The organism is Paenibacillus sp. FSL M7-1414 (assembly GCF_038003195.1).
Classification (GTDB): Bacteria; Bacillota; Bacilli; order Paenibacillales; family Paenibacillaceae; genus Paenibacillus; species Paenibacillus amylolyticus.
This window is the reverse complement of record NZ_JBBOOS010000001.1, coordinates 1,609,893-1,635,708: the sequence shown is the minus strand read 5'-3', so window position 1 is coordinate 1,635,708 and position 25,816 is coordinate 1,609,893. Positions and strand designations below refer to the sequence as shown.

Here is a 25,816-nt window from a genome sequence, read left to right as displayed (position 1 = left end):
GAACGCGGAGCTGTGAGTATTTTGGGAATGACACAAGCATCCTGTTAACGTTGTTTCTCTTCGTGCGGCATTGTGCGTTGTTGCTCATTCAAGATTAGGATGACACATACATTACAATCAAGGAGCTGTCCCATAAGTCATGAATTTGACGGGGACAGCTCCTTTAATTAATTAATCACGCACTTCTACTACTCTACTGCACTGGTGTTGTTTTGTAACGAATCTCAGACACCCTATACGCAGTATTTTGAGTATCAGTATTTTCTAACGAACTCCAGATACCTTAGTTACTCATTTCATTGGTTTTTCGGCAGGTTTCTAGTGAATTTTGGCGATATAACGTGACTGAGGTTCGTTATATACTATGAACGCCACCAAACCTCTATTTAAGGTGCGTCAGGTTCGTTAGAGAAATTTTATTTAGAGCGATTCAGATTCAGGGCACTTCAGGGCTTTGGCTCAAGATAAGCGGCAACCGTTCGTTTTAAACTTACTCCATCCACTACCTTACGGCGAGACGAGTTCGGTTCGACGCTGTCCTGCAACACTAATTTTCTCTCCCCTGCCCCCGACTCAACTCTTCGGAGTAAGGACAATCAGCTTGTCATCTCCATCTCGTGGCGATCCCCGTCCATCCCGATTGTTCGTAAGCACGTACAACTTTCCGTCCTCGCCAGCACTCACATTACGAATCCGGCCCCATTCATCTTCGAAGATGGGTTCCACCTTCTCCACCTGTGTGCCATCTTCCGAAAGAGTAACCTTCAGCAACTGCTCTCCACGCAGATTCGCAGCAATCAGTGATCCAGCCCAAGGTCCTTCCTCAACAAAAGCTACACCAGACGGCGCCCATGTATCATTCCCACTATGTGCAAGCGGAGCCTGATATGCGCCATTGTCATCGTTGTCTCCCTCCACCTCAGGCCAGCCATAATTCTCACCAGCTACAATCCGGTTGATCTCATCATGATTACGCTGACCATGCTCAGTGGCATAGAGATAACCGTTGTCCGGGTTCCAGGCCAGTCCCTGTGCGTTGCGGTGTCCCATACTGTATACAGGTGATTTCGGCCATGGGTTGTCTGCCGGGATCGATCCGTCGAGACCTATCCGCAATATTTTACCTCCAAGGCTATCTTTGTTCTGTGACAGTTCCGGTTCATAACGTTCACCTGTCGTGATATAGAGCAACTTGTCCGGGCCAATCTTGATCCGCCCACCATTATGATTTGTCCCGCCTGGAATGTTACCAAGCAGCTCTTGATCTATGACCGCTTTGCCATCATTCACCTTGAGGCGTAACACCCGATTGGCAATGTCGTCGCCTTCGACATAGGAGTGGTATGCATACAAGTAACCGTTCTCCTCAAAGTCCGGATCAGCTGCAAGACCCAACAGACCTCCTTCACCTTCTTCATTAAACGGAGCTGAGAATTCAATCAGTGGTTCAGAGGCCAGTTTTCCATCCTCAATGACCCGAATTGCACCAGGGCGCTCCGTTACAAACATCCGACCATCAGGCACACTCACAATCTCCCATGGTGCATTCAGTCCTTCAACCAGAACGGAAGCCTGATACGGAATAACCGTCTCTCCCTGCGCTCCACTCTCATTTCCACTTGCACTGGTATTGCCTCCGTTGGCTGTCTGTCCCTGACCGGTTCCCTGTCCCTGAGACGACTGCTCTGTTCCTCCCGTAAAGGGTTCGCCTGAAGAACATGACGCTGTTAACAGTGCCACACTTAATAATGAAGCATACAGCGGAACGTTTACTCGATTATTCATGATTACATCTCCCTTCGTATATCGTTCTTTTGTATAAATAACTAAGCCAAGATTCAACGTATTGTTAACGTATTGCTATCTATAGTTGTGGTGTTATTATTCATGTGTAAAGCGGTTTCGCCCTGTATTACCCTTCATACCAGCCACTTAAACCGAGAATTCAAGGGATTCCGAGGACATGAAATCACCGCAGTTTGGAATTCCATCATAATCTTTTATAATAGAAGGATAGTCTGAATGGAAAGGTGGACAACTACACTTATGAATCAAAACCCTTTATCTCGTCTTGAAGCCGATCTGTCCGGGCAAGGATTGGACGCCATGCTGATCACAGATCCGAAACATATCTACTATTTAACTGGATTTGCAAGTAATCCGCATGAACGCTTCCTCGGTCTGGTTCTCGCACGTGGCGAAGAACCATTATTGATTGTACCCGCCCTGGACGCTGAAGCTGCCGCAGCCGCTTCCTCGGTATCCAATATTGCCACTCACACGGATACTGATAATCCATACGCTTTGTTTGATCGTTATCAGGGGCGCTTGGGCCGAGTAGGTCTCGAAAAAGAATACGTGACAGTCGCACGTTATGAGCAACTGACCGCCGCGCTGGGTGCTGCCAGCTTTGAAGATGTTGGCCCCCTGCTTCGCACATTGCGTGTAAAAAAAACACCTGATGAGGTAGCCCGCATTCGCCACGCTATTCATCTAATTGAAGAAACTCTTCGTCAAGGCCTCTCTCATGTTCGCACAGGCGTAACCGAGATCGAACTTGTCGCCGAGATGGAGTATCAGATGAAAAAGCTGGGTGCTGACGGCCCTTCCTTTGATACCATGGTGCTCACGGGACCCAAAACAGGTCTGCCACACGGCACACCGGGTGAACGGAAACTGCAACATGGTGACCTGTTGATGTTTGACATGGGTGTGTATGCTGGAGGATATGCCTCGGATATCACGCGTACATTCGCTTTTGGTGATATCTCACCTGAACTCAAAACCATCTATAACACTGTGCTCGCAGCGAACGAAGCTGCTATCCAAATCGTGAAACCAGGCATTACCTGCGCCGAAGTGGATCGTGCAGCACGCCAGATCACGGAAGAAGCGGGATACGGCGAACGTTTTATGCATAGAGTAGGCCATGGATTGGGTATTGACGTGCATGAGTATCCTTCTCTCCATGGAGAGAATATGGACATCCTGAATGAAGGTACCGTATTCACGATTGAACCGGGCATATATACCGCAGCAGGCGGCGTTCGTATCGAGGATGATGTAATTGTGACCGAGACGGGTGTCGAAGTTCTGACAACATATCCAAAAGAGCTGCAAATCCTTACCGACTAATCCAATTGGATCTATGTCAAAAATAGCCCAGATACATCAATGCTCAGCCGATATTGTGCATCATGAACTAAACTACACGAAACTGTGCTGAACTGTATCTTCAATAATATAAAGTACACACGCGAACGCAAAAATCCCGCGAATCCATGAATATCATGGGTTGCGGGATTTTAATTAATACAAAGCATATCCTAAATTACTCCGTCTGCATTCTACGTAATCTTATTCCTGCTCACTCATTTACCATTAGTCAAACTCATGCGTGATATCCTGCCAAGACTCCAGCTGTGGCAACTGTTGCTTCCCCCAGTAATCCAGAAACCATTGAATAATCCCAGTTGTATCTGTTGTGCTGTAGCTGTAATGCCGGAAACCGTCCTCGCCTTCCTGCAAACGAATCTCCGCCACCATTTGCCCTGGTTCCTCAAGCGCAGCAGCCTGCATATACATACTTCCCTCCACCAGCTCCGAAGGTTTAAGTACTACGTATTCATGCAATTCCAGATTGGAGATCAACTCCACCAATAATGAGGCATTAATGCTATCATTCTCGTAGGTTGTGCCATTGCTTTCCAGTGTATAACGCAGTGTAGAGTACATGTGCGATTCCCCTTTGGTTGAAATCATCGTTGGCTAATGATACACGCTCATAACGACAGGTCGTTTATATTATAACTTTTTCATAAAAATGTAAAAAGGATTTTTCTTGTTTCGGGTCTTTTCTATGAAAAAAACCCTTGCAGAGTCCGAATTACAATGGACTGCGCAGAGGGTAATTTTAAGTGATACTCTTTGAATATTCTCTAAGCTTCATCCTTAAACTTAAAGCTGCGTGCAGCATACAGAAACGGCGTTCCGACTGCAGTTAATACAAATTTGATAATATACGTAGTCAGGAAGATTTCCAGCCAAACATCCCAAGGATAGATGAACGCAAATGCGATCGTGCAGAACACCAGTGTATCCACGAATGAACTGATGATCGAACTACCGTTGGTGCGTATCCACAACTGATTGCGCCCTGGGGCCACCTTGCGCAGCCAGGAGTATAATCGAACATCCAGGAACTGACTGATGAAGTACGCCGTCAGACTTCCGAGTGCCAGACGTGGCAGCAGACCGAACAGCTTCGCCATGGATTCCTGTGCAAAGTCCGTTGGTGCCGGGTCAAAGAACAACACCATCTGCATCAGAACCGTCGTCATGATGAGCGTGAAGAATCCGAACCATACGGCTTTGCGTGCCTCACCTGGTCCATATTTCTCATTGAGCAGATCACTGGTCAGATACATGCTGACATACATCGTGTTGCCTAACGTCAGTACGATACCCATGATATCTATCGTTTTGGTCACCTGAATGTTGGCTATAACCGTAGCGACACCAATCCAGGCATAGAGACCTTTTTTACCGAACAAGCGGTAACACAGCAGGAAAAATCCATAAGTTACGAGAACAAAAACTGCTCCCCACCCTAAGTTAAACATAAATACATACACTGCCTTCCTAGTTTTGATTACGCGGGATGGTTACGAACCGCGGTTTGGCTCAGGGCCAAAACATGAATACTCTATCACATTTCTCGTCCCATGAACAGAACTAAATAACTCCAAGTCTGCCTGAGTGAATATGATCCCTTCTATATTTCTCCTCTGTCACTCTCGACCATACGACTGTTTTTGTACTTCCTTGCCTTACACCGTGTATAGAAAAAGAAGACGGCTTCACACACCGTGCACAGCATAGTTTGATTTCCGCAAAAAAAAAAACCGCCCTCCAGATTCCTCCGAAGGACGGCTTTTCTCACTTGATTTGTAGACGGCTCTAGCTATCTTAATGTGAGCTTCTATCTAATCCATTCTGTATTAAGCCTGAGCCGCAGAATCCAGCTCACGGCTCTGATCGTTAAACGTGTCCCGATCGTTTTCCTTCAAAATTCTGCTCGTCACGAGTCCTGATGTCATTGACCCGTTCACGTTAAGCGCTGTACGACCCATGTCGATCAGCGGCTCCACGGAAATGAGCAGTCCAACCAGAGCCACAGGCAGATTCATGGTGGACAATACGATCAGGGAAGCGAAGGTTGCCCCGCCGCCAACGCCAGCCACACCAAACGAACTGATCATGACTACGAGGATCAAAGTCACAATGAAGTCCCAGCTCAGCGGGTCGATTCCGACCGTCGGAGCAATCATTACCGCCAGCATGGCCGGATAGATCCCGGCGCAGCCGTTTTGCCCAATCGTAGCCCCAAAGCTTGCAGACAGGTTCGCAATACCGTCCGATACGCCGAGTTTCTTCGTCTGTGTCTCCACATTCAGCGGGATCGCCGCTGCACTTGAACGGGACGTAAAGGCAAATACCAGTGTTGGCAGCACCTTCTTCAAATACGTAACCGGGTTGAAGCCGGACAGAGAGATAATAATCAGATGAATAATAAACATGATCGCCAGCGCGATATAAGACGCAATCACGAATTTGATGAGCTTTAATATCTCTTCCGCATTCGTTGTCGCCGTTACCTTTGTAATCAGTGCTAAAATCCCGTAAGGCGTAAGCCTCAGCACCAGTGTAACAATTCGCATAACCACCGCATATACCGCATTAACCATACCGCGGAACGTCTCCGCCTGCTCAGGTTTTTTGCGATCCAGTCCAAGTACGGCTACACCGATAAACGCGGAGAAGATAACCACCGCCAGTGTGGATGTACGACGTTCTCCTGTCATATCTGCAAATGGATTCGAAGGAATGAATTCCAGCACTTGCTGCGGGATGGTCTGATCCTTCACATCAACAAGCCGTTCCTCCACCTTCTGAATCTGCGCATTCTCCCGGTCTCCTCCTTGAATCTCAATGGAAGTCAGGTTGAAGCCCAGACTGGTCACAATGCTGACCCCGGCAGCAATGGCTGTGGTGATCAACAGAATGGCAATAATGGAAACACTCATCTTGCCGAGATTTTGCTTGCCCTTCAGATTCATAATGGCCGAGATGATCGACACCATGATCAATGGGATCACGACCATTTGCAACAAACGAACATATCCTGAACCGACCAGATTGAACCAATCGACTGATTTCGTAACTACATCAGAACCTGATGTGTACACCAATTGGAGAATAACCCCGTAAACAACCCCCAGTCCCAGACCCGCAAATACGCGTTTCGTAAAGGAGATATGCTTTTTCTGCATCCAGTAGAGGATGCCAAGTAAGGCAAGCATAACCACTACATTCAATATGACTAGAAAAGTATCCATTTCTTTAAATCCTCCTCAGGCATGTGTGTAACCGGAAAATATCCGGTTTTCTTTTCTATCTTTTGTACTTCCAACAAAGACATTTTACAATATACCATATAACAAACTATTCTGGTAGGTATTAATTGATATTATGTAATATGCATGTAACAGATTCATGTATTTCTGAAAAAAATACACCAAATCGTGAAAATTGTTCTATTCAACCTCCGGTTAATTTTGTAATATAGGTATATCCGCTTATTCCCAAGTTTTCTCAACGTTTAATTTAGGTCTTTCTTCATTGGTAGATAGGTCTTATGATTACGGAAAAGCGACAATGTTAATGAACTTGACGTGAAAGGATGATCATATGTTTCGTAATCGCACCGTCGCCGGTAAAATCAGAGGCACCTTATTCCTCGTTCTGCTGGTTGCTTCCCTGTTGTTCAGTATTAGTTTTTACGCCGTATCGATGAATATTATTCAAAGCTACGTGCTGCCGCAGTTTGACAAAGTCCTAAACACGTCCATTCAGGATATATACAAGAATACTTCAGCATCCAAAATCCTACAGGTACAGAGTGGCGGAGCCGGTTCTGAAGGTGCTGCCATGACCGTGGAATCGTATCTGGCAGATAAAGCAAAAGAACATAATCTGGATGCTGCTTACGTTGTTGCTATTCAAGATGGCTCAGCCAAAGTCGTTGTGGCCAACCCTTCCTCAAACATGAAAGCGCAGGATGAGATCAGTGTAGAACCCGCAATGAATGCAGCTATTGAGAACAAAGAGATGGTAATCAGTGAGGTCTACTCCGATTCCTTTGGTGTACATAAAGCAGCCTTTATCCCGATTGCAGGAAGTAACATGATTATGGCTGTGAGCATGGATGCCCAGTTCATTCAAGACAAGATTACCCAGATTTTCTGGTTATGTCTTGGGATTACAGCATTAGTGTTTGTGCTCGGCTGGCTTATCTCCACTAGTATGATCAAAAGAGTTACCAAACCAATCATCAAGCTCGTCCAACATAGCAAACAAATATCCCAAGGTGATCTGACCGCTGAACTAGAGATCAAAGGTAAAGATGAAATTGCCCAGCTTGCCGCAAGCTTCCAGACGATGACGCATAACCTGAAAGAAATGATTAGCCGTGCCTTGTCCACGTCCAATGAAGTTGTATCAGGCTCCAATGACCTGCTTCAGCGGGTTGAATCGATGTCTGGTATGGTTCGAAACTCCAGCCGCTCCGCAGAAGATGCAGAAAAAGGCAGCATCAGCATTGCGTCAAGCGCATCCGAGAACGCCAGAGCTATGGAAGAAATTACGCAAGGTATTATGCATATTGCTTCTTCTTCCGCTGAAGTGTCTGACCAGATTGGTGAAGCAGCCAACGAGGCAGTTAACGGTAACCGACTGGCTCAGAATGCCATTGAGCAGATGGAGCGTGTAGGCCAGACAGCAAGCGAATCGTTGCGTTATGTCGAAACTATGAATGAACGTTCGGTAGCCATCGGCACCATTGTTGCTTCCATTTTTGAAATCACCAAACAGATTAACATGCTGTCACTCAACGCCTCCATTGAAGCAGCACGTGCCGGAGAGCATGGCCGCGGATTCGCTGTTGTTGCTGGAGAAGTTCGCAAACTTGCCGAGCAATCTAAGACAGCCACCGAAGAAATTTCGGATTATCTGGGTACCATTCGTGAAGATGCTGAGCGCTCGGTTGATGCAATGAACCGTGTAACCCAGGAGATTGGTTCAGGCACAACTGTTGTTCAACAAGCAGGCTCAGCCTTCCAGCAACTGAATGAATTGATTCAGAACGTGAATCTGACCATTCAGACCGTCTCTGCTTCTACACAACAAGTATCCGCTGGTGCTGAAGAAGTGAGTGCATCCGTTGAAGAAACGGCACAGATTACGACCAAATCCCGTGAAAGTATGCTACAGATTGCTTCAACAGCAGATCTTCAGCTCAGCGAGATGGATTCACATTCGAATACAGTTCGTCATCTGCATGAACAAGCTGTAGAGCTGCAATCCGCTATGAAAAATTTCAAAATAAACTAACAGGTTAACCATTAACCTATCATCACCTGTTTTAAACCTCATTTAATCATAGGATATACAATACCCCCATGCCGCTAACATGCCGTTTCTAGAGAACGGTTTGTCGGACATGGGGGTATTGTTGTTTCACTCGGGTGCCTGAACACCCATAATCTCGTACACACGCTTCATATCCAATGCCGAACGCAACGATTCGGCTACCCGATCAAACTCCATCTCCTTACGCTCATGTGCACTATATGTCTCCTTAAGTGGAGCCAGTCCTTTTCCTGCACGCAAGGCATTTAGCCACGAACGTCGGAATTGATCACTTTCAAACAATCCATGCAGGTAGGTTCCCCACACGCCGCCATCTACAGAGCCCCAGCCTTCTTGGAAAGGTTGACCACCTGGATGTGAGATTTCAAACAACGCGGTTACACGTTCGGGCTCGTGGCACTCCGTAACGCCCATATGAATCTCATATCCATTCACAGGTAATGAAGCCTCTGTTACATCTTGCTCACCATACAGACGAATCGGGTGATTAGGCTGCACCCGTCCGGAAGCTCTGACGGTCTGCTTTTCCTGAAGAAACGTTGTCGATAGCGGGAGCCAGCCAAGCCCTTTTGCTTCCTGAATCTGATTCGCCTCCACAGCAAAGGGGTCCTTCAGATGACGTCCCAGCATCTGGTATCCGCCACATATCCCTACGAGCTGCACATGCTCACGCTCGGTCTGGCTCGCAATCGCCTGCTCCAGTCCAGACTCACGCAGATATGCCAAGTCACCTATGGTATCCTTCGTACCCGGTAGAAGAATGGCATCCGGACTGCCCAATTCCTCTGGCGAGGTCACGTAACGCACATTCACATCCGGTTCACGGGAAAGTGCATCAAAGTCTGTAAAGTTGGAAATTCGCGGATATCGGATCACCACCAGATCCAGCTCGGTTTTGCCGGATTTCCCATGACGCATGGAGTCCAGCACCACTGAATCTTCCGCTTCAATCTGAATATCTCTTATGTAAGGCAACACACCTAATACTGGAATGCCTGTCCGTTCTTCGAGCCAGTCGAGTCCTGGCTGCAACAGGGACAGATCACCGCGGAACTTGTTGATAATGAACCCTTTGACACGCGCCACCTCATGGGGTTCAAGCAGTTCGAGCGTACCTACGATGGAAGCAAATACCCCGCCCCGATCGATATCAGAGATCAGAATTACCGGCGCATCGGCCCAACCTGCCAGATTCATGTTGACGATATCCCGGTCCTTCAGATTGATTTCGGCCGGACTGCCCGCTCCTTCCATCAGCACAATATCATAGGTATCCCGTAGCCGGTTCAACGCATCCATAACCGTCTGTTTTGCTTCAGGCAGGAAATGCTGACGGTAATCTGATGCACTCATCTGGGCAAAAGGTACACCATGTACGACGATCTGCGAATGCATGTCCCGCACCGGCTTGATCAGGATCGGGTTCATGTCGGTTGTCGCCTCAATACCGCAGGCCTCGGCCTGTGCTCCCTGAGCCCGACCAATCTCCTTGCCATCTTCCGTCACATAGGAATTCAGTGCCATATTCTGTGACTTGAACGGAGCAGGCTTGAAGCCATCCTGCTTAAAAATCCGGCACAATGCCGTTGTGATAACACTTTTGCCCACATCGGAAGCCGTTCCTTGCAGCATCAGTACCGCCGCTGGTTGTGATGGCCTATCTTCCAAGCTCTCTCCCCCTGTCTCCGTGTTATACCAGATCACCTTGCTCCCAACCTCATGCATAACACTTTCCATACTGCTTCTTACTTCAAAAGTTACAGCCAGAACAGTCCTTGAAGCACGCTCAGCACGGTCAACAAAGCCGCCTCCAGCAGCTCATTCATGGCACCATACGTATCCCCGGTTAAACCGCCGAGCCGTTCACTGATCCGGGAAGCCACGAATCGGCCGATATAATAACACGCCACAGGCAGTATAATAACTGCCGCCACCGGGTATAGCCACCATGGCAGTGTTCCCAGACCACTCACCATCGCATCTGCAATCCCCATATCCGGCTTGAAAAGCCACACCGCGGCAAACGTAATTGCCCCTGCGATCAAGGTCAGGCCCACAGCTGAGCTGCGTGCACGCTGGACTTCCTTCCGCTCACCCAGACCTTTAAACAATACAGCAAGTCCATCATCTCCCCGTGCATTCGGCCAGGCCGACATCGCATACACCATGAACCAGCGGCTCCAGATCATCGGCAGGATCAGCAGCGCACCGTACACCCAGTGACCCCGGGCAATAAAATCGGCGATCAGCGCAGCCTTCATCATGAGCAGCAGCACACAGGCAATTACCCCCATGGCCCCGACACGGCTGTCCTTCATAATCTCCAGCATCCGCTCACGGGTACGATAACTGAGCAAGCCATCCGCCGTATCCATCCATCCGTCAAGATGGAGTCCTCCGGTGAGCCATACCCATAACGTCAAGGTCAGGACGGCAGCCGGAAAGGCGGGGAGCACTGCACCGCTTAAGGCTCCCAAGAGCCAGACACACAGACCGATTGCAGCACCGACCAGCGGATAAAAGACTACACTTTCCCGCAGCAGCGGCGGGACAAAATCGATTTGCATTTTGACAGGGAAACGGGACAAAAATTGAAAAGCGGCTGCCGCCGCATGTTTGCGCTGAGGAGCAGGCGTGCCATCCTTCATAAGCGGTACTCCTTGCCTTTTAGTTCAATGGCAATGCCTACGGTCACCAGAAACACTTCACCGCATATTGCCGCAATGCGCTGATTCAGTACACCGGCCAAATCCCGATATTTCCTGCCAAGGGCATATTCCGGTACGATCCCGTCCCCCACTTCATTTGTAACCAGAACAAGCAAACCGGGATAGGTGCGAATCGCTTCAACCAGCGCGTCTAAATGTCCCTGTAACACCTGCTTCTCGTCATGCTCATGCGCTAACAAAACATTTGTCAGCCACAGCGTTAGGCAATCCACCAGAATGGTGGGTGCAGAAGTCCCTGTATGCCCTTCACCCATGCGGCTAATCAAAGCAGGCAGATGTATCGGCTCTTCCATCGTGTGCCACAGATACCCTGATGCCTCGCGCTGATGCTGATGCATGGCGATACGCTCACGCATTTCATCATCGTACGCCTGAGCTGTTGCCACATACCACGCCTCCGAGGAACGCTGCATGCAGAGACGCTCGGCAAAGGAGCTTTTGCCACTGCGTGCGCCGCCTGTCACCAGTACGCTCATCGGGAACTCTCTCCTTGCAGGGATGAATCACCCGTCACAGTAGAGTCCGAAGCAGGGCTTGTCCCATCCGAGACACCCGCGCTTGCAAAGGTTGCCATCTCGTTCAGAATGAGACATGCTGCGTCAATCAGATGAAGACTAAGCACACCGCCTGTGCCTTCACCCAGACGCATGTCCAGATCCAGCATCGCTTTCAGATCCAATTCACGCAGCAGCGCCCCATGCCCATTTTCATGTGACGTATGAGAAGCGATCATATAAGCTGTACTCAGAGGTGCAAGTTGTCTCGCAACCAGCGCTGCCGCAGTAGAGATAAACCCGTCTACAACGACCGGGCAACGATGAGCAGCTGCTGCGAGAATAACCCCTGTGAGTCCGGCAATCTCCAGTCCACCCACCTTGCACAGAACATCCAGTGCATCTTCCGGGTTTGGTGCGTTTACGCTAAGCGCCCGGCTGACTACAGCAGCCTTGCGCTGCAAGCCTGCATCATCAATGCCGGTGCCTCGCCCCACGGCGGCAGCTGGTGTAACTCCGGTTAACGCGCTCATTACCGCAGCACTTGCGGTGGTGTTGCCGATTCCCATCTCCCCGGTGACAAACAGCTGTGTTCCCTTCGCCACTTCTGCCGAGACAACTTCGGCTCCTGCAAGGATAGCCCGAACTGCCTCATCCCGGGTCATTGCTGCACCTCGGGCCATGTTGGCCGTCCCTTTGCGAATTTTTCGGGAGAACAGGTCCGGATGTTCAAGATCGGCATTCACCCCGATATCCACACAGATCACATCAGCTCCGGCGTGACGGGCAAGCACATTCACCGCTGCGCCTCCAGCGAGGAAATTCTGGACCATCTGCGGGGTCACTTCGGCAGGAAAAGCACTGATGCCTTCTTCCACTACGCCGTGATCTGCGGCCATGACAATGACTGCCCTGTGATCAAAACGCGGACGTGCATAGCCTGTCATGCCTGCCAGGCGGATCACCAGCTCTTCCAATTTGCCCAGACTTCCCGGCGGCTTCGTCAACGAATCCACATGCGCAGAGGTTTCTGCCGCCACTTCCTGGTCAGGAGCAGTAATCTTACTCGTTAAATGCTCCAACACCTGTTCATTATTCATACAACCAGCACTTCCTTCATCAAAATATGGGTCGCCCCGCTTCATTTAATCGATGTCACGCCGCAGCAGCAGTTGAGGTATGGCATGATCGGGATGGGAGACAATTGCGGGTTTGACGCGAAATATGTCTTGAATATTCTCATCGTTGATCAACGTATGAGGCGTGCCCTTTCCAACCACCATGCCCTCACGCAGCGCCAGAATGTGATCGCAAAATAACGCGGCCAGATTCAGATCATGCAGCACAGCCACAATCGTAATGTTAGTCCTCTGTCGCCATGCCGATAACAATTCCATGAATTGCAATTGATATTTAATATCCAGAAACGTGGTCGGCTCGTCCAGCAGAAGTAACCTCGGCTCCTGAGCCATAACTTTGGCTAGTGCGACCCGCTGCCGTTGTCCGCCGCTGAGTGCATCCAGCGGTCTGTCCGCCAGCTCTGTCAATCCCAGATCTTCAAGCACTCTGTCCACCACAAGTGCCCCATCACCCGTTTCCCGCCCCAGCCAGTTCTGGTATGGATATCGTCCCATCTCCACCACGTCTCGTACAGGATAGGAGATGGCTGGCAAGCCATCCTGTTGCAATACAGCGATCATGCGCGACAGGTCCTTACGGCTGTAAGAGCCGATGTCTCGACCATCGATACGGATCTGACCTTCGCTTAACTGTTCCGTTCCGGCAATAAGCTGGATCAGGGTGGACTTGCCGCTGCCGTTTGGTCCGACAACTCCCCACCAGTCACCTTCGCCAACATGCCAGTCTACATTGCGCAGGGCCTGATGATTGCCATATGACTTCCCTGCTCCCTTAATGGAGATAAGTGAGGTCGAGTTGGAACTGGTACTGGAATTCATGGCATCATCCCCTTCTGCAACTTTTTGTTCCGGTGCAGCAGGTAAGCAAAGAACGGCGCACCAACAAAGGCGGTGACAACACCGAGCGGAATTTCAGTTGGCGCCAGCAACGACCTTGCGATGGTATCGGCCCACACCATGAAGATCGCTCCACCAATGGCAGACAAAGGTACCAGCAGTCGGTAATCCGGTCCCACCACCAGCCGCAACATATGCGGGATCACCAATCCAACGAATCCGATGACACCCGATACCGAGACAGCCCCTGCGGTCAGCAGAGTGCCAACTGCCAGCACGGACAGCTTGAGTCTGTCCACTCCGATCCCGATATGTGCCGCTTGACGTTCTCCCAGCGCAAGCACATTCAACGAGCGTGCGCGGCTCCAGAGAAAGACCAGCCCTAATAGAAAATACGGGAAAAGGATGGCCGTATACGACCACCCACGCAGAGCCAGACTTCCCATCGTCCAGTATATAATTTCATTAATCGTCTGTTTCGACATGGTCGACAGGAAGGAAACAACTGCGCCCAGGAAACTTTGCATGACCACACCAGCGAGAATGAGGCTGTGTGTAGGTATTTTACGCCCTTCACGAGCCAGTGCCATAACAAACCATAACGTGATTACACCCGTCAAAAACGCCACCAGTGGTAACGTCCAGATTCCGATCAGTGCATACTGCAATCCGAAGAAAATCAGAAAGGCTGCACCCACCGAAGCACCGGATGATACGCCCAGGGTGAACGGGTCTGCCAGCGGGTTCCGAAGAACCCCCTGGAATCCCGCACCGGCAATCGCCAACGATGCGCCCACGAGCACGGCAAGCAGTACACGTGGGAATCTGACTTTCCAGATAATCTGTTCGGCTGCCTTATTCCAATCCGGTGTAATCCAATCGCCCACCCAGGGAATTTTGTGAATCAGGATACCTGCAATATCCCGGATCGGCAACGCTACTGAACCAATGCCCGTGCAGATGAGCACGGTGAGCACCAGCAGCACCATGCCCGTCGTTCCGAACAGGATCAGCTTTTTACTCATTGGAACAAGTCAGGGTAGATCGCTTTGGCTACTTCTTTCAACCCTTGAGTTACCCGTGGACCCGGACGGCTCAGCAGGTTGGCATCCAGGCCAATAACCGCGTCATTTTTCACAGCCGTAATTTGATCCCAGCCACTGCGCGCCTTGATGATCTGATCCAGTGTTTTGGAGTTTTCATCAATTACATCGTTGGCATACAGGATCACATCCGGGTTGGAGGCAATCACGTTCTCTTCATTGATTTCATACCAGCCCTCTTTGTCCGAAGCAATATTGCTGCCACCGGCTACAGTGATGAGTTCATCCATAAATTCGCCTTTACCAACAGTCCAGCCTGGGGAGAATTCAACGTATACTTTTTTCTTATCTTCCGGTTTAACTGCCTTCACTGCTTCCGTTACATCCGTAACGTCCTGTTTCATCTGAGTGATGATTTCTTGTGCTTTTTCCTGATGATCCGTGATTTTACCGAAGGTTTCGATATTGTTCATCACATCGTCAATGGATTTAGGATCCGTTTTGAAAATGGTAATGCCCAGTTCGCGCAGCTTTTTCACTGCATCTTCGCTCATCGAGATACCTGTGAAGACGATGTCGGCTTCAGCGGCAATGATGGACTCTTCATTGGGCTTGGTGATTCCGCCCATTTTAGCTTTGGTTGTTGCCGCTTCCGGATAATCATCATAGTCGGATACACCAACGATCTGATCGTCCAATCCAAGGGCAAACAGGGATTCCGTCTCAGCAGGAGACACGGATACAATTTTGGCCGGTGCCTTTTCAAAGGTGAATGATTCACCCGTTGCATCCGTAACGGTAAGTGGATATTGTGTTTTGAGGTCCGTCTGAGCCTGGCCTTGGGACTGCTCCTGTGCCGGTTGCTGTGAAGTACCTGTGCCCTCGTTTGTTGTTGCATTGCCACATCCGGCCAAAGCCAGTGCAAGTGCCGCTGCACTTAGCAGGGACGCTACGCTTTTCCAATTCTTGAAATTCATTCTGTTATTCTCCCCTTCTCTATTCGTACTATTTTCTTGCATCGTGCTCGAACTCTTATTCCCCATGTCTTGGTGTTCCTGTGTAAGGTTTGAACTGCAACATTTACACGCTAACGGAGAGTGCAGAACCAATCTGAAGAAACGAAGTGTTCGCCTTTATCACCAGATTTTCCATTTCAAAAAGGGAATCAAAAAATCTGGGGATAACAGCGATCGGAAGATGGTACTGCAATCGGAGTGACCTCGTGTAAAATTGGTCTCGGTTCATCTTACATGACAATAAAAAATCCCCAATCCTTAGACAAAGATTAGGGATGACGTCTCGCATATGGCGATCTGTACATGTTCAACCAAGGGTTGTCCATGCGCATAGAATAGCCCGAAACGCTGTCCTTTCCTCGAAGGAACACCGGTTTGTACGTCCAGGGCAGGTAACCTGACTTACAGGAATCATCCTGTTTTACAGTGGCGGGACCGTGCCGGATTTGCACCGGCTTCCCCATTTCACCCTTGTGTGTTTCGTGACTCGTACTAATCTGCCATGAAAACAGCCTTCACACGCGGGACCCTTGGTCGCTGATATGGTAAACCATTACTGTGTAATTTCTGCATGCTGCATACTCGTTCAGGCTTCACAACCTGAAGCGTATCTGTACCATGCTGAAGTCACACTTCTGTTGTGATTATAGGGTATATTGTACATCCTTACAACCCGATCGGCGGAAAAGTCACTCTGCTGCCAAACCACTCATTCCCCTGTTGTTCAAGCTGAACCTGAATCGCCTGTCCCGGGACGACATGTGTATCCCAGAACCCAAGCCCGGCAATCAGACGGGACAAGGCATACCGGATGACACCACCATGCGTAACCACAACTATGGTTGACTCGCGCCCCTCATCAACATGCATCGAAGGACGAACCTCCAACAACATCTCTTGGAGAAAGGAATCCAACCGTCCGGTAAACTCCTGCCACGATTCCCCTCCGGGCGGAGTGACCTCCTGCGGCGCATCTATCCAGCTTCGGTACACAGGGTTATCCTTGAGCTGATCATACGTCAGCCCTTCCCACTGTCCAAAATCATTCTCGCGCAGACGCGAGTCGAACTTCACCTGTCCGATGGCATCAGGAAGAATCTGTTCCAGCGTCTGCCGGCAGCGAAACAGATCACTGCAATATACCTCATTCCACGAAACACCGCTCAATTGTTCATGAAGCGGAGCCAGCTCTTCTTTGGCATTTGGCAGCAGACCGATGTCGGTATGCCCCAAGTATCTTTTTTCCACATTCCACAGCGTTGTCCCATGACGGACCCACAGAATGTTTCGTTTCAGCGGCTCAGGCTGCTGATTCGTATGTACTTCATTTCCTGCATTTATGACCATAACAGCGTCCCTCCTGCTAGCCACACCCCCAACGTTATGAACACGCATAGTACCACAAAAGCCCCTGCCGACCAGAACATCAGGCGTGACGTTTGCACAATATCCTCGGCTTCCATCGGCCGTGTGGCTTCACCCATGTAGGCACGAAATGAAGCAACGCCGTGATACACGTTATGTCCCCCAAGCCGGATGCCCAGTGCTCCGGCCACCGCAGATTCGGGAAAACCACTATTCGGACTTGGATGCAGTCTTGCATCCCGTGTGACCATGCGTGCTGCTCCTTTGGCGTCCAGCTTCATGACCCAGGCACCAACGATTAACAGAATCGCGGTCAGCCGCGCAGGTATCCAGTTCGCCACATCATCCAGACGGGCCGAGGCCCAGCCAAGATGCAGATACTTGTCATTTTTATATCCGACCATGGAATCCAACGTGTTGACGGCGCGATAAGCCATGGCTAGTGGAGCGCCTCCAATAAGTGCATAGAATAACGGTGATACAATGGCATCCACGATATTTTCGGCAACCGTCTCTACCGTACCCCGTACAACCTCCGGTTCATCCAGATGCCCCGTATCACGTCCAACAATCATGCCCAGTGAACGTCTGGCCGCCGGCCAATCCTGCTGCTTCAGATGACGATACACTTCCATACCTGCATCCTTCAGCCCTTTTGAAGCAATAGTCGTTGCAATGAGCACCACTTCAGCTGCCGCTGCAATGACAGGGTGGATTAGCCCAAGCACATATACGAGTCCCCAGGTGATGGCAAAAGAACCCCCCGCAATCAAAATCGGGAACAACAGCCCGGCTCTCTTCAGCCCCGAATCTGTGCGCACACGCGAGCGAATGACACGCTCCAACGCCGAGATGCCTTTTCCCATGCCAATCACCGGGTGGGGAATCCAGCGCGGATCTCCGATACATCGGTCCAACAGGTACGCCAGTATAATAATCCAGGCTCCCGCCATGCCTGTCCAGAACGGCCAAGTCCATAGATGCTCCACGTCAAAAGTCATTTTTGCCTGATCCTCTCTTTCCATAACAGTCCGGCCTGAAGGCTCTCCGTCACCGTGTCGTATACCAATCTGCCAATCGCCGCTCCTGCCGTAGTTGCTGTCCCGGCATAAGTAATCATCGGCTGAGGTTCCTCCACTGCCTGACGTACCGCAAACACAATGGCATCAGTTGTGGTGCCGGTGGCGGGCAACCCGTTCTCCGAATCCAGAACACCCGCATCCGCCAGCGCGGCCGCTTTGGCTTCCACCGCCGTCTGTACCGCATTAACCATCGCCCCGGTGGTCATGCGTCCATTCAACCAGAGCATGATGTTAATTGTACCCGGGACATAGGGGGCCATCGTTAGATTTCGTGCTGAAGGAGCAGAGCGCTCCCTGCCGGAAGACATCTTCTTATTTCCCACCGTATCAAATACCGTTCTCTCCGATCCCGCACGTGCTGCATTCGATACACCCGCAGTGGTACAGCACAGAAGACCAAATTCTTCACTTGTATATTCCTGAATGGACGTATGCTCCAGCCTTACGGCCGTCAATAATCCGGCGCATTGATCCCGCGGCTCATGCCATTCATTCAGCGCCTGTTCGATATCACGCGGCGGATCATCACAGCGGTAATGCCTGTCCACATAGATGTTAAATATGCGATCCAGTTCAATCATCCCACCGCCATATACCGCACTCGACAGCGCTTGGGCAGCCCTTGGGCTCTGTGCTTTGATATGTCGTTCATATGCGGATATGTTCAGTCCGGGCCAGGAAGAGGAAGCATATTCATTCTCGCCTGTTTCTCCATTCGCAAAGTAGTTATAAAACGGGAGTGTCACGACCGCCTCCCTCCCTGTGCCTGTTCCGAATCTTTCGTCTGCTCCTGCTGACTTGATTCATGAATGGAGGACTGATCGACATTTGGATATCCCTTGGTTTCCAGCACGCCGCCCAGCACTTTGAGTAATGTAGCATTGGCGTCTGCATCCTTGACCGCAAAACGTACATGACCTTCGTCAAGCCCCGGATACATGGCACAGCTGCGAATCAGGATGCCCCTTCGGCCCAGCGCCTCCTGCATTGATGCTGCTGTCCAAGGGGCCGGCACACGTACCAAAATAAAATTCGCCTCTCCCGGTGTCACCGCACATCCGTACGCCTTCAGTCCTTCGATGAGACGCTCCCGTTCCCGCGTGATCTGTGCTATGGTCTCCTGTTCGTACCGTTCTCCGCTGCGCAGACAGGCTTCCCCTGCCATGAGCGCCAGACCGTTGACACTCCAGGTCACCTGTTTCTTCGTCATCGCCTGAATGTATTCGGCACGGCCCAAAGCATATCCGAGACGCAAGCCCGGAATGGCATAAAACTTCGTCATCGAGCGAATGATGATCACATTTGGATAGTCATTCAGATGTGATGCCAGGGACTGGCGCCGGGCTACCGGAATAAAATCCATAAATGCCTCATCAATAACGATTACAGTTCCCGTTTCTTCCGCTTTGCTGGCAAGCCTTTGCAATACCTCAAGCGGATATTGTACACCGTTTGGATTGTTGGGCTGGCCAAGGAAGAGCAAGTCTACCTTTTCCATGAGCTGCTCGATCTCCTCGGGTTCCGCTCGCCACGCCAGCTCTTCTCTGCCCTCCGTATGCACAACCTCGGCACCGAATTGTCGTGCCAACGCGCGGTACTCCGAGAATCCAGGTTCCACCGTACCCACCTTGCGCGGGGCAAGCCCCAGCAGAATGAGCGCCATACTTTCGGCTGCACCGTTGCCCACAGAAATCTGCTCCTGCCTCACACCAAGACTCTCGCTAAGCAGTGCTTTGAATCCCCGATGCCCCGGATCGGGATACCGAATCACCGACTGCCATCCTTGCTGTATAGCCTCCAGCACCCCTCTGGGCGGACCGAGCGGATTAATGTTGGCACTGAAATCCAGAAAATCAGCGGCTTCCCTCCCAAATCGTGACGCAGCCGTCTCCACGTCCCCGCCATGTCCGAACACTTCGATATAACCGGTCATTCTTCCGTCATCCTTTCTGTATGTCCTTTTTATTATGGATGGCACGGGAGGTGTGGGTCAATCCTGTTTTCTTTGTGTCCCAACCATAATTCGTTTACAATAGAAGAGGAATTTCGGTTCCTTTTGATATACAAGGTTCACTACATAAGGGACTAGCAATCCCTCACATACATTAATGGAGGAATGACCATGCTGTTTGTAGACAACCAGGGCATTACAGATCCTTCTGTAAACCTTGCCATTGAGGAGTACATTCTGAAACATCTGCCGATGGAGGATGACAGCTATCTGCTGTTCTACATCAACCGTCCGTCGATTATCATCGGAAAACATCAAAATACGATTGAAGAAATTAATATCGAGTACGTTCAGGATAACGGTGTGCAGGTGGTTCGTCGTCTTTCGGGAGGCGGAGCGGTATATCACGATCTGGGCAACCTGAATTTCAGTTTTATTACAGCGGATGACGGTCAATCCTTCCACAATTTCCGCAAGTTCACCCAGCCTGTGGTTGAAGCTTTGCATGAGCTTGGTGTAAATGCCGAGTTGACCGGGCGTAATGATCTGCAAGTCGGCGAAAAGAAAATTTCGGGCAACGCCCAGTTTTCCACACGTGGGCGCATGTTCAGTCATGGCACTTTGATGTTTGATCTGAATCTGGAGCATGTTCAGGCTTCCCTGAACGTCAATCCCGAGAAGTTCAAATCCAAGAGCACCAAGTCCGTGCGTAGCCGGGTCGCCAACATACGTGATCTGATTGACACCAACCTGACGATTGAGCAGTTCCGTGATGAGCTGTTACGTCATATTTTCAGAATGGAGCCACAGGACGTCCCGCAATACAAGCTGACTGACAAGGACTGGGACAAAATCAAGGAAATCTCCGCTGAGCGTTATAATAACTGGGACTGGAACTATGGCTTGTCTCCGGAAAGCAATGTGAAGCACACTCGCAAATTCCCTGTCGGTATCATCGATCTGCGCATGAATATCAAGGATGGACGCATCGAAGATATCAAAATCTTTGGCGACTTCTTCGGCGTAGGTGATGTAGCTGATATTGAAAATATGCTGCGCGGCAAGCGGTATGAGGAAACCGAGGTGCGTACTGCCCTTGAGGGCCTGGATGTAAAACATTACTTCGGCAACCTTGAGCTGGAAGAGTTTATCGGCCTTGTTTTCCTAGAAGAGTAGGTATATAAGTTCAACCCAAGAATGTTTACACCTGCCACTCCGATGACAGAATAACCTTCCGATCGCTGTTATCCCCAGATTTTTTTGATTCCCTTCTTCAAAGGGAAAATCCGGTGATAAAGGCGAACGCTCCGCTTCTTCAGGTTTTTTCTGTCCTCTCCGTTCTCGTGTAAAACGTTTAGTTGAACTGATATAGATTAAGTCGGGTATAGATACCAGATAGATACAGATAAAAAAAGGAGAGAAACACAGATGACCTACAAATTGATTGCAATCGACATTGATGACACACTGATCAACGACAACAAGGAAGTAACCCCTGCTACACAGACTGCACTGGAACAAGCAGTTGCCCATGGTGTAACTGTAACGCTGGCGACTGGACGTGCTTATGCTTCCGCACAAGCGCTTGCTCGTCAAACCGGACTTAACGTTCCGATCATTACGTATCAAGGTGCATTGGTGAAAAACCTGCTGGACGAAAAAGTCCTCTATGAGCGTTACGTTCCACAGGAAGCTTCCCGCAAATTGTATGATTACTGCCTGGAGAACAATCTCCACCTTCAAACATACATTGACGACAAGCTGTATGCCCGTGAGGAAAACGACAAGCTGCGTGATTATGCCAAATTAAACGGTACCCAATATTATATCGAATCTGATTTCATCAAAGTCATCGAACAAAAAACACCAAAGTTGCTTATTATCGATGAGCCAGACTACTTGGATAAGGTTGCCGTTGACCTGCGTGAATTGCTCGGACCTCAAGTGCATATCACAAAGTCCAAACCTTACTTCCTGGAGATCATGCACAATGAAGGAACTAAAGGTCACGCCCTGACCTTCCTGGCTGACCATTTCGGTCACCAGCTCAGCGAGTGTATTGCCATCGGCGACTCCTGGAACGACCATGAGATGCTCGAAGTTGCTGGTCTTGGTGTAGCGATGGGAAATGCCATTCCTGCGCTGAAAGAGCTGGCAGATTACATTACGGCAAGTAATAACGAAGACGGCGTGAAAGAAGTTATCGAGAAGTTTGTGCTGAACGCAGAGTAAATAAGATCAACGAACAGCCCAGTCGGCGAATTTCGCCGTGCAGGGCTGTTTTTTTGATTTTAAAAATATGTTCATTATCCTGTTTAAACGATTATATAAGGTATATTTTTCTGTTATTTTTTATGTTTTGAGAGCAACAATGCGGTGACTTTCACACACCACGATTCATTGTTTTACTTGCTCATGGCATGCTGGAAAGACTCCAGCAGTTTTTTGATTTGGCCATCAAATTCCAGTTGAAATGACGGAATGATCTCATCTATTCTTTGCTGAAACAGCTCCGGATCTTGGACACCAAGCTCTGCTCTTAACTCCATTTCTTCTTTGGAACCATTGTCGTTCAGGATCATGTTCAGGATTTCACCTTTAAAGTATTCACTTGGAGGAAGGATTAGAGCATTCATCAGGAACTGGGTAAAAAAGAGATGTTTATTATTTTCCTGACTCGCCTTTTTCATCGCCTGCTTAGTAAACAAGTTTATATACTTCTGAGCAAACGCAACCCCTTTCATTCGGGAAGGCCCAACATGTTCGACCCCTTTCCAACGCAGATCAGCCACAGAACTAAGCCACCAGGCCGGTTCAATAGCCTGCTGCATACGAAGCAACACTTGACGCTCAAACTGCGGCTCAGGATGCATTCGCTGCTCATCCAAACATTTTCCGATGGTCTCGGCTTCAATTGCAGCGACCGTCATGCCTTGGCCATGGATTGGATCGAAGCTGCAAAATGCATCGCCAAGGACGAGTAACCCGGAGGGCCAATTCTCCATCAGTTCAAAATGTTGACGGACAGACTCGGAAATACGGTATCCACGCGGCCCTTGAAAAGGCTCCAGCTGTTCTGCCAACGCTACGATTTCATCCGAAGCAAACAGATGTTTGATTTGCTCTTGAAACTCATCCGGATGGGTTGGAGGATATTCATCTCCTCCTGCGTTGAACAGTAACAGTCCAGCGATATCATTCTCAATGCGCCACAACATGCCTGCACGAGTTCCTTGCACAGGATCGGACTCTGTTATCACCGTGCCCCAGTCATTTTGAATAGAGGATGGTATCTTATAATAGCGGGTGCTGTAACCAAGAGACACCTTCAGCACTTCCGGCTCAGGCACGGACAACCCTATCTGTTCAAGCCATCTGATCAATTTGGAAGAACGTCCCGCGGCATCAATAACCATATCTGCTGCAAGCATTGCTTCCCGATTATCCCGACCTCTTTCTTTGGTATACACGCCTGTAATCAAACGCTGATCTTCTGATGCCATTAACCCGGTAACTTCCGTACTCGTTAAGAAGCTTATATGATCTATGCTCTGGACTCGCTGACGCAATACCCATTCCAGCAGTGCTCTGCTGCTCGATGCAATTTTGAATGAGGAAGCGGCATTTGCTTTATTGACTAATGTACCATAGCGATTGGCAATCACAATTTTCTCTTCATGCGAAGGAATGGCACCAAGCGCGACCAATTCGTCATTGTATCCGGGAAAGTAATGTTCCAGAATGAGTCCGCCGCGCGGTAATACACGATGTGGATGAAAGGATTGAGGCACACCCTGCCGATTCGCCGGCTCCGAAGGCAATTCATCTCGCTCAATGATACATACCTCATCATAATAATCAGATAACATCCTTGCAGTGATTAACCCTGCAATACCTGCCCCGATAACCACAGCTTTTTTCATGTCGGACATCGCCACATCATCCTCTCTAATCCATCATATTTTATCTACACTTGTAGCCCTATCAAAAAATTACTTATAATACCAATATACACTTGAAATCTCGTATCATGTAAGAATCAATGTGTTGATACTATATAGCTAAACTACAATAAGGAACTGATGTAGATGAAAATGATTGATAAAAAGGTGGATTTGAGAGTTACCCGAACTCATAAATTGTTAACGATGGCGCTACTCGATCTGTTATGTGAGAAAGGCCAGCTATTCAGCAACATCACAATTAATGAGATATGTAACAAAGCTATGGTTCACCGAACAACGTTTTACAAACATTTCAAAGATAAATTTGCTTTACTGTCCTCCACCCTAACATGGGTCCTTCGGGATTATTTACACATGAATGTAGAAGATCGATTACAGCAGCCTTTGCAAAGCGTATCTAAAATGCTGTTTGGAAATGTACTGGAGACAATTGTGCAGAACCAACAGAATGATGAGGGGTTTAACAACTTTTTCATACATTATATCGGAGAGATATTCAGACAGGATTTTCTGGAATTGAAGAGAAGAGGTAAACAATTTTCACTTCCCATAGAACTTGTAGCCGAGTTTCACTCGGGGGTGATTCGTTTACTTGTGATGTGGTGGATACAACATTTCGAAGAAAATGTTACGGCAGAACAGATGGATGAATATTACTACCTACTGGTTAACGAAAATATCATGTTGAAATAACAAACAGCTCAACCTAAAATCAATGGCTGATTTTGAGATTGAGCTGCATACCTTCAAACTTTACCTATTTTAAAACAGATTCGGAAGCCTGCACTGTCATCCTCGCACGACTTCTTTTCTTCAACCAGCCGCTCACCTTCTCATTCATCGCCAGCAGACCTGAAACGACCAGCACTACACCGATCCATGTAACCCAGCTGACATGCTCACCGTAGACAACAGCACCAAGCCCTACGGCAATGGGTGGTGAAATGTATAACCATGTTGCTGGAAACAACGGGTTGGTACGCGACATAATCCAATAGAACAGACTATGCCCCACCATGGAGCCGATGACAGTCAGATAGATCACCGACGAGACGGCAGGCACCCAGTCCAGAGCAGACATATTCCACGATTCCGTTCCGACCGAGAGCAGGGATAACAGCAGTCCCCCATACATCATCTGCACCGCATTGATCGCTACAGGACTAGCCTCCTTGAACTGATGAATAACCTTTTTGGAGTACAATGCACCTGCCGAATAACAGACTTCCCCCACCAGTACCGCGATACAACCCCACATAAACAGGGAACCTGCACCAAGCGATACACCTGGCAACACAACCAGTACCACACCGGTGAACCCGATCAGGCAGCCCACAATCATACGGGCAGATGTTTTTTGTCGTAACAGCGCCGTCTGCATCAACATAATCATCAGCGGCCCTGTCGCCGACAGAATGGCACCCACACCCGAGCTCACATGCTGTTCGGCCCAATATAATGTGGCAAAGGTGCCGAAGGTCAACCCCGCTCCCGTCAACAGCATCTCCTTGCGGAACAGGAGCGACCAGCTCACTTTGCCCTTCATCCTCATCCATGCAAACATCAGCGCTCCCGCGATTAAAAATCGCAATCCGGCTGACAGAAAAGGAGGCATGCCTGCCTCTACTCCAATTTTAATAGCCAGAAATGTTGTACCGAAAATAAGACACATAACCGTAAATGCAATCCCCACCATGATAACCAC

The 25,816-nt window shown here is 49.2% G+C and carries 22 protein-coding genes and 1 riboswitch; of the genes, 5 read left to right on the top strand and 17 right to left on the bottom strand.

The window, feature by feature from the left end:
* Positions 1 to 573: 573 nt before the first annotated feature.
* Positions 574 to 1,785: a PQQ-dependent sugar dehydrogenase gene (locus MHH92_RS07315; protein ID WP_340902898.1), complete on the bottom strand. Its 1,212-nt coding sequence runs from the start codon at positions 1,783 to 1,785 to the stop codon at positions 574 to 576.
* Positions 1,786 to 2,046: 261 nt separating this feature from the next.
* Here MHH92_RS07315 and MHH92_RS07310 point away from each other — a divergent pair, with 261 nt between their 5' ends.
* Positions 2,047 to 3,135: a M24 family metallopeptidase gene (locus MHH92_RS07310; RefSeq protein WP_340902897.1), complete on the top strand. Its 1,089-nt coding sequence runs from the start codon at positions 2,047 to 2,049 to the stop codon at positions 3,133 to 3,135.
* Between the two features lie 246 nt (positions 3,136 to 3,381).
* Here MHH92_RS07310 and MHH92_RS07305 read toward each other — a convergent pair whose 3' ends face one another.
* From MHH92_RS07305 to MHH92_RS07295, 3 genes are all read right to left on the bottom strand, one after another.
* Positions 3,382 to 3,735: a hypothetical protein gene (locus tag MHH92_RS07305; RefSeq protein ID WP_340902895.1), complete on the bottom strand. Its 354-nt coding sequence runs from the start codon at positions 3,733 to 3,735 to the stop codon at positions 3,382 to 3,384.
* Positions 3,736 to 3,938: 203 nt separating this feature from the next.
* Positions 3,939 to 4,622: a queuosine precursor transporter gene (locus tag MHH92_RS07300; protein WP_017689950.1), complete on the bottom strand. Its 684-nt coding sequence runs from the start codon at positions 4,620 to 4,622 to the stop codon at positions 3,939 to 3,941.
* A 378-nt stretch (positions 4,623 to 5,000) separates the two neighbouring features.
* Complete coding sequence (locus MHH92_RS07295) at positions 5,001 to 6,398, bottom strand: L-cystine transporter (protein WP_340902893.1); 1,398 nt, start codon at positions 6,396 to 6,398, stop codon at positions 5,001 to 5,003.
* A gap of 352 nt (positions 6,399 to 6,750) precedes the next feature.
* Between MHH92_RS07295 and MHH92_RS07290 the strand changes: the two genes are divergently transcribed.
* Positions 6,751 to 8,451 (top strand): methyl-accepting chemotaxis protein, encoded by a 1,701-nt coding sequence (locus MHH92_RS07290; RefSeq protein ID WP_047842054.1) that lies wholly within the window; start codon positions 6,751 to 6,753, stop codon positions 8,449 to 8,451.
* Positions 8,452 to 8,577: 126 nt separating this feature from the next.
* Here MHH92_RS07290 and MHH92_RS07285 read toward each other — a convergent pair whose 3' ends face one another.
* The 11 genes from MHH92_RS07285 to cobD all read right to left on the bottom strand — a co-directional run bounded on the left by MHH92_RS07285 (position 8,578) and on the right by cobD (position 20,128).
* A complete protein-coding gene (locus tag MHH92_RS07285; RefSeq protein WP_340907641.1) occupies positions 8,578 to 10,122 on the bottom strand; it encodes a cobyric acid synthase in 1,545 nt (514 codons plus the stop codon).
* 125 nt (positions 10,123 to 10,247) lie between these two features.
* Positions 10,248 to 11,138 carry an adenosylcobinamide-GDP ribazoletransferase gene (gene cobS / locus MHH92_RS07280; protein ID WP_340902892.1) on the bottom strand — a complete coding sequence of 297 codons (891 nt, stop codon included), beginning with the start codon at positions 11,136 to 11,138 and terminating at the stop codon, positions 10,248 to 10,250.
* A complete protein-coding gene (cobU, locus tag MHH92_RS07275) occupies positions 11,135 to 11,695 on the bottom strand; it encodes a bifunctional adenosylcobinamide kinase/adenosylcobinamide-phosphate guanylyltransferase (RefSeq protein ID WP_340902891.1) in 561 nt (186 codons plus the stop codon). Before cobU ends, cobS begins: the two co-directional genes overlap by 4 nt.
* Positions 11,692 to 12,813: a nicotinate-nucleotide--dimethylbenzimidazole phosphoribosyltransferase gene (gene cobT / locus MHH92_RS07270; RefSeq protein WP_340902890.1), complete on the bottom strand. Its 1,122-nt coding sequence runs from the start codon at positions 12,811 to 12,813 to the stop codon at positions 11,692 to 11,694. The genes cobU and cobT overlap by 4 nt, the downstream gene beginning before the upstream one ends.
* A 45-nt stretch (positions 12,814 to 12,858) precedes the next feature.
* Complete coding sequence (locus MHH92_RS07265; protein WP_249911474.1) at positions 12,859 to 13,671, bottom strand: ABC transporter ATP-binding protein; 813 nt, start codon at positions 13,669 to 13,671, stop codon at positions 12,859 to 12,861.
* Entirely contained in the window at positions 13,668 to 14,714 is a 1,047-nt protein-coding gene (locus MHH92_RS07260) for a FecCD family ABC transporter permease (protein WP_133386799.1), read from the bottom strand. Before MHH92_RS07260 ends, MHH92_RS07265 begins: the two co-directional genes overlap by 4 nt.
* On the bottom strand, positions 14,711 to 15,709 hold the full coding sequence (locus MHH92_RS07255) for an ABC transporter substrate-binding protein (protein ID WP_074094019.1): 999 nt from the start codon (positions 15,707 to 15,709) through the stop codon (positions 14,711 to 14,713). Before MHH92_RS07255 ends, MHH92_RS07260 begins: the two co-directional genes overlap by 4 nt.
* A gap of 409 nt (positions 15,710 to 16,118) precedes the next feature.
* Positions 16,119 to 16,268, bottom strand: a riboswitch (cobalamin riboswitch).
* A gap of 146 nt (positions 16,269 to 16,414) precedes the next feature.
* Positions 16,415 to 17,095 carry a histidine phosphatase family protein gene (locus tag MHH92_RS07250; protein WP_340902887.1) on the bottom strand — a complete coding sequence of 227 codons (681 nt, stop codon included), beginning with the start codon at positions 17,093 to 17,095 and terminating at the stop codon, positions 16,415 to 16,417.
* Positions 17,086 to 18,066 (bottom strand): adenosylcobinamide-phosphate synthase CbiB, encoded by a 981-nt coding sequence (gene cbiB / locus MHH92_RS07245; protein WP_340907640.1) that lies wholly within the window; start codon positions 18,064 to 18,066, stop codon positions 17,086 to 17,088. Before cbiB ends, MHH92_RS07250 begins: the two co-directional genes overlap by 10 nt.
* Before the next feature lie 44 nt (positions 18,067 to 18,110).
* Positions 18,111 to 18,941 carry an adenosylcobinamide amidohydrolase gene (locus tag MHH92_RS07240; protein WP_340902886.1) on the bottom strand — a complete coding sequence of 277 codons (831 nt, stop codon included), beginning with the start codon at positions 18,939 to 18,941 and terminating at the stop codon, positions 18,111 to 18,113.
* The gene (cobD, locus tag MHH92_RS07235; protein ID WP_340902885.1) at positions 18,938 to 20,128 is read right to left on the bottom strand and encodes a threonine-phosphate decarboxylase CobD; all 1,191 of its coding nucleotides are present in this window, start codon (positions 20,126 to 20,128) and stop codon (positions 18,938 to 18,940) included. The genes MHH92_RS07240 and cobD overlap by 4 nt, the downstream gene beginning before the upstream one ends.
* 189 nt (positions 20,129 to 20,317) lie before the next feature.
* Between cobD and MHH92_RS07230 the strand changes: the two genes are divergently transcribed.
* Positions 20,318 to 21,322 carry a lipoate--protein ligase gene (locus MHH92_RS07230; RefSeq protein WP_340902883.1) on the top strand — a complete coding sequence of 335 codons (1,005 nt, stop codon included), beginning with the start codon at positions 20,318 to 20,320 and terminating at the stop codon, positions 21,320 to 21,322.
* 252 nt (positions 21,323 to 21,574) lie between these two features.
* Positions 21,575 to 22,378, top strand: coding sequence for a Cof-type HAD-IIB family hydrolase (locus tag MHH92_RS07225; RefSeq protein ID WP_062833159.1), 804 nt, complete (start codon positions 21,575 to 21,577; stop codon positions 22,376 to 22,378).
* 173 nt (positions 22,379 to 22,551) lie between these two features.
* Here MHH92_RS07225 and MHH92_RS07220 read toward each other — a convergent pair whose 3' ends face one another.
* A complete protein-coding gene (locus MHH92_RS07220; RefSeq protein ID WP_340902880.1) occupies positions 22,552 to 24,078 on the bottom strand; it encodes an NAD(P)/FAD-dependent oxidoreductase in 1,527 nt (508 codons plus the stop codon).
* A gap of 156 nt (positions 24,079 to 24,234) precedes the next feature.
* Between MHH92_RS07220 and MHH92_RS07215 the strand changes: the two genes are divergently transcribed.
* Positions 24,235 to 24,804 (top strand): TetR/AcrR family transcriptional regulator, encoded by a 570-nt coding sequence (locus MHH92_RS07215; protein WP_340902879.1) that lies wholly within the window; start codon positions 24,235 to 24,237, stop codon positions 24,802 to 24,804.
* Positions 24,805 to 24,868: 64 nt separating this feature from the next.
* Here MHH92_RS07215 and MHH92_RS07210 read toward each other — a convergent pair whose 3' ends face one another.
* Entirely contained in the window at positions 24,869 to 25,807 is a 939-nt protein-coding gene (locus MHH92_RS07210) for a DMT family transporter (RefSeq protein ID WP_127544168.1), read from the bottom strand.
* Positions 25,808 to 25,816: the final 9 nt, after the last annotated feature.

Excerpts from the sequence above, each read along its gene's own strand:
- MHH92_RS07315 (WP_340902898.1), bottom strand. The coding sequence starts at position 1,785 with ATGAATAATCGAGTAAACGTTCCGCTGTATGCTTCATTATTAAGTGTG.
- MHH92_RS07310 (WP_340902897.1), top strand. The coding sequence starts at position 2,047 with ATGAATCAAAACCCTTTATCTCGTCTTGAAGCCGATCTGTCCGGGCAA.
- MHH92_RS07305 (WP_340902895.1), bottom strand. The coding sequence starts at position 3,735 with ATGTACTCTACACTGCGTTATACACTGGAAAGCAATGGCACAACCTAC.
- MHH92_RS07300 (WP_017689950.1), bottom strand. The coding sequence starts at position 4,622 with ATGTTTAACTTAGGGTGGGGAGCAGTTTTTGTTCTCGTAACTTATGGA.
- MHH92_RS07295 (WP_340902893.1), bottom strand. The coding sequence starts at position 6,398 with ATGGATACTTTTCTAGTCATATTGAATGTAGTGGTTATGCTTGCCTTA.
- MHH92_RS07290 (WP_047842054.1), top strand. The coding sequence starts at position 6,751 with ATGTTTCGTAATCGCACCGTCGCCGGTAAAATCAGAGGCACCTTATTC.
- MHH92_RS07285 (WP_340907641.1), bottom strand. The coding sequence starts at position 10,122 with ATGCTGCAAGGAACGGCTTCCGATGTGGGCAAAAGTGTTATCACAACG.
- cobS (WP_340902892.1), bottom strand. The coding sequence starts at position 11,138 with ATGAAGGATGGCACGCCTGCTCCTCAGCGCAAACATGCGGCGGCAGCC.
- cobU (WP_340902891.1), bottom strand. The coding sequence starts at position 11,695 with ATGAGCGTACTGGTGACAGGCGGCGCACGCAGTGGCAAAAGCTCCTTT.
- cobT (WP_340902890.1), bottom strand. The coding sequence starts at position 12,813 with ATGAATAATGAACAGGTGTTGGAGCATTTAACGAGTAAGATTACTGCT.
- MHH92_RS07265 (WP_249911474.1), bottom strand. The coding sequence starts at position 13,671 with ATGAATTCCAGTACCAGTTCCAACTCGACCTCACTTATCTCCATTAAG.
- MHH92_RS07260 (WP_133386799.1), bottom strand. The coding sequence starts at position 14,714 with ATGAGTAAAAAGCTGATCCTGTTCGGAACGACGGGCATGGTGCTGCTG.
- MHH92_RS07255 (WP_074094019.1), bottom strand. The coding sequence starts at position 15,709 with ATGAATTTCAAGAATTGGAAAAGCGTAGCGTCCCTGCTAAGTGCAGCG.
- MHH92_RS07250 (WP_340902887.1), bottom strand. The coding sequence starts at position 17,095 with ATGGTCATAAATGCAGGAAATGAAGTACATACGAATCAGCAGCCTGAG.
- cbiB (WP_340907640.1), bottom strand. The coding sequence starts at position 18,066 with ATGGCGGGAGCCTGGATTATTATACTGGCGTACCTGTTGGACCGATGT.
- cobD (WP_340902885.1), bottom strand. The coding sequence starts at position 20,128 with ATGACCGGTTATATCGAAGTGTTCGGACATGGCGGGGACGTGGAGACG.
- MHH92_RS07230 (WP_340902883.1), top strand. The coding sequence starts at position 20,318 with ATGCTGTTTGTAGACAACCAGGGCATTACAGATCCTTCTGTAAACCTT.
- MHH92_RS07225 (WP_062833159.1), top strand. The coding sequence starts at position 21,575 with ATGACCTACAAATTGATTGCAATCGACATTGATGACACACTGATCAAC.
- MHH92_RS07220 (WP_340902880.1), bottom strand. The coding sequence starts at position 24,078 with ATGTCCGACATGAAAAAAGCTGTGGTTATCGGGGCAGGTATTGCAGGG.
- MHH92_RS07215 (WP_340902879.1), top strand. The coding sequence starts at position 24,235 with ATGAAAATGATTGATAAAAAGGTGGATTTGAGAGTTACCCGAACTCAT.
- MHH92_RS07210 (WP_127544168.1), bottom strand. The coding sequence starts at position 25,807 with ATGGTGGGGATTGCATTTACGGTTATGTGTCTTATTTTCGGTACAACA.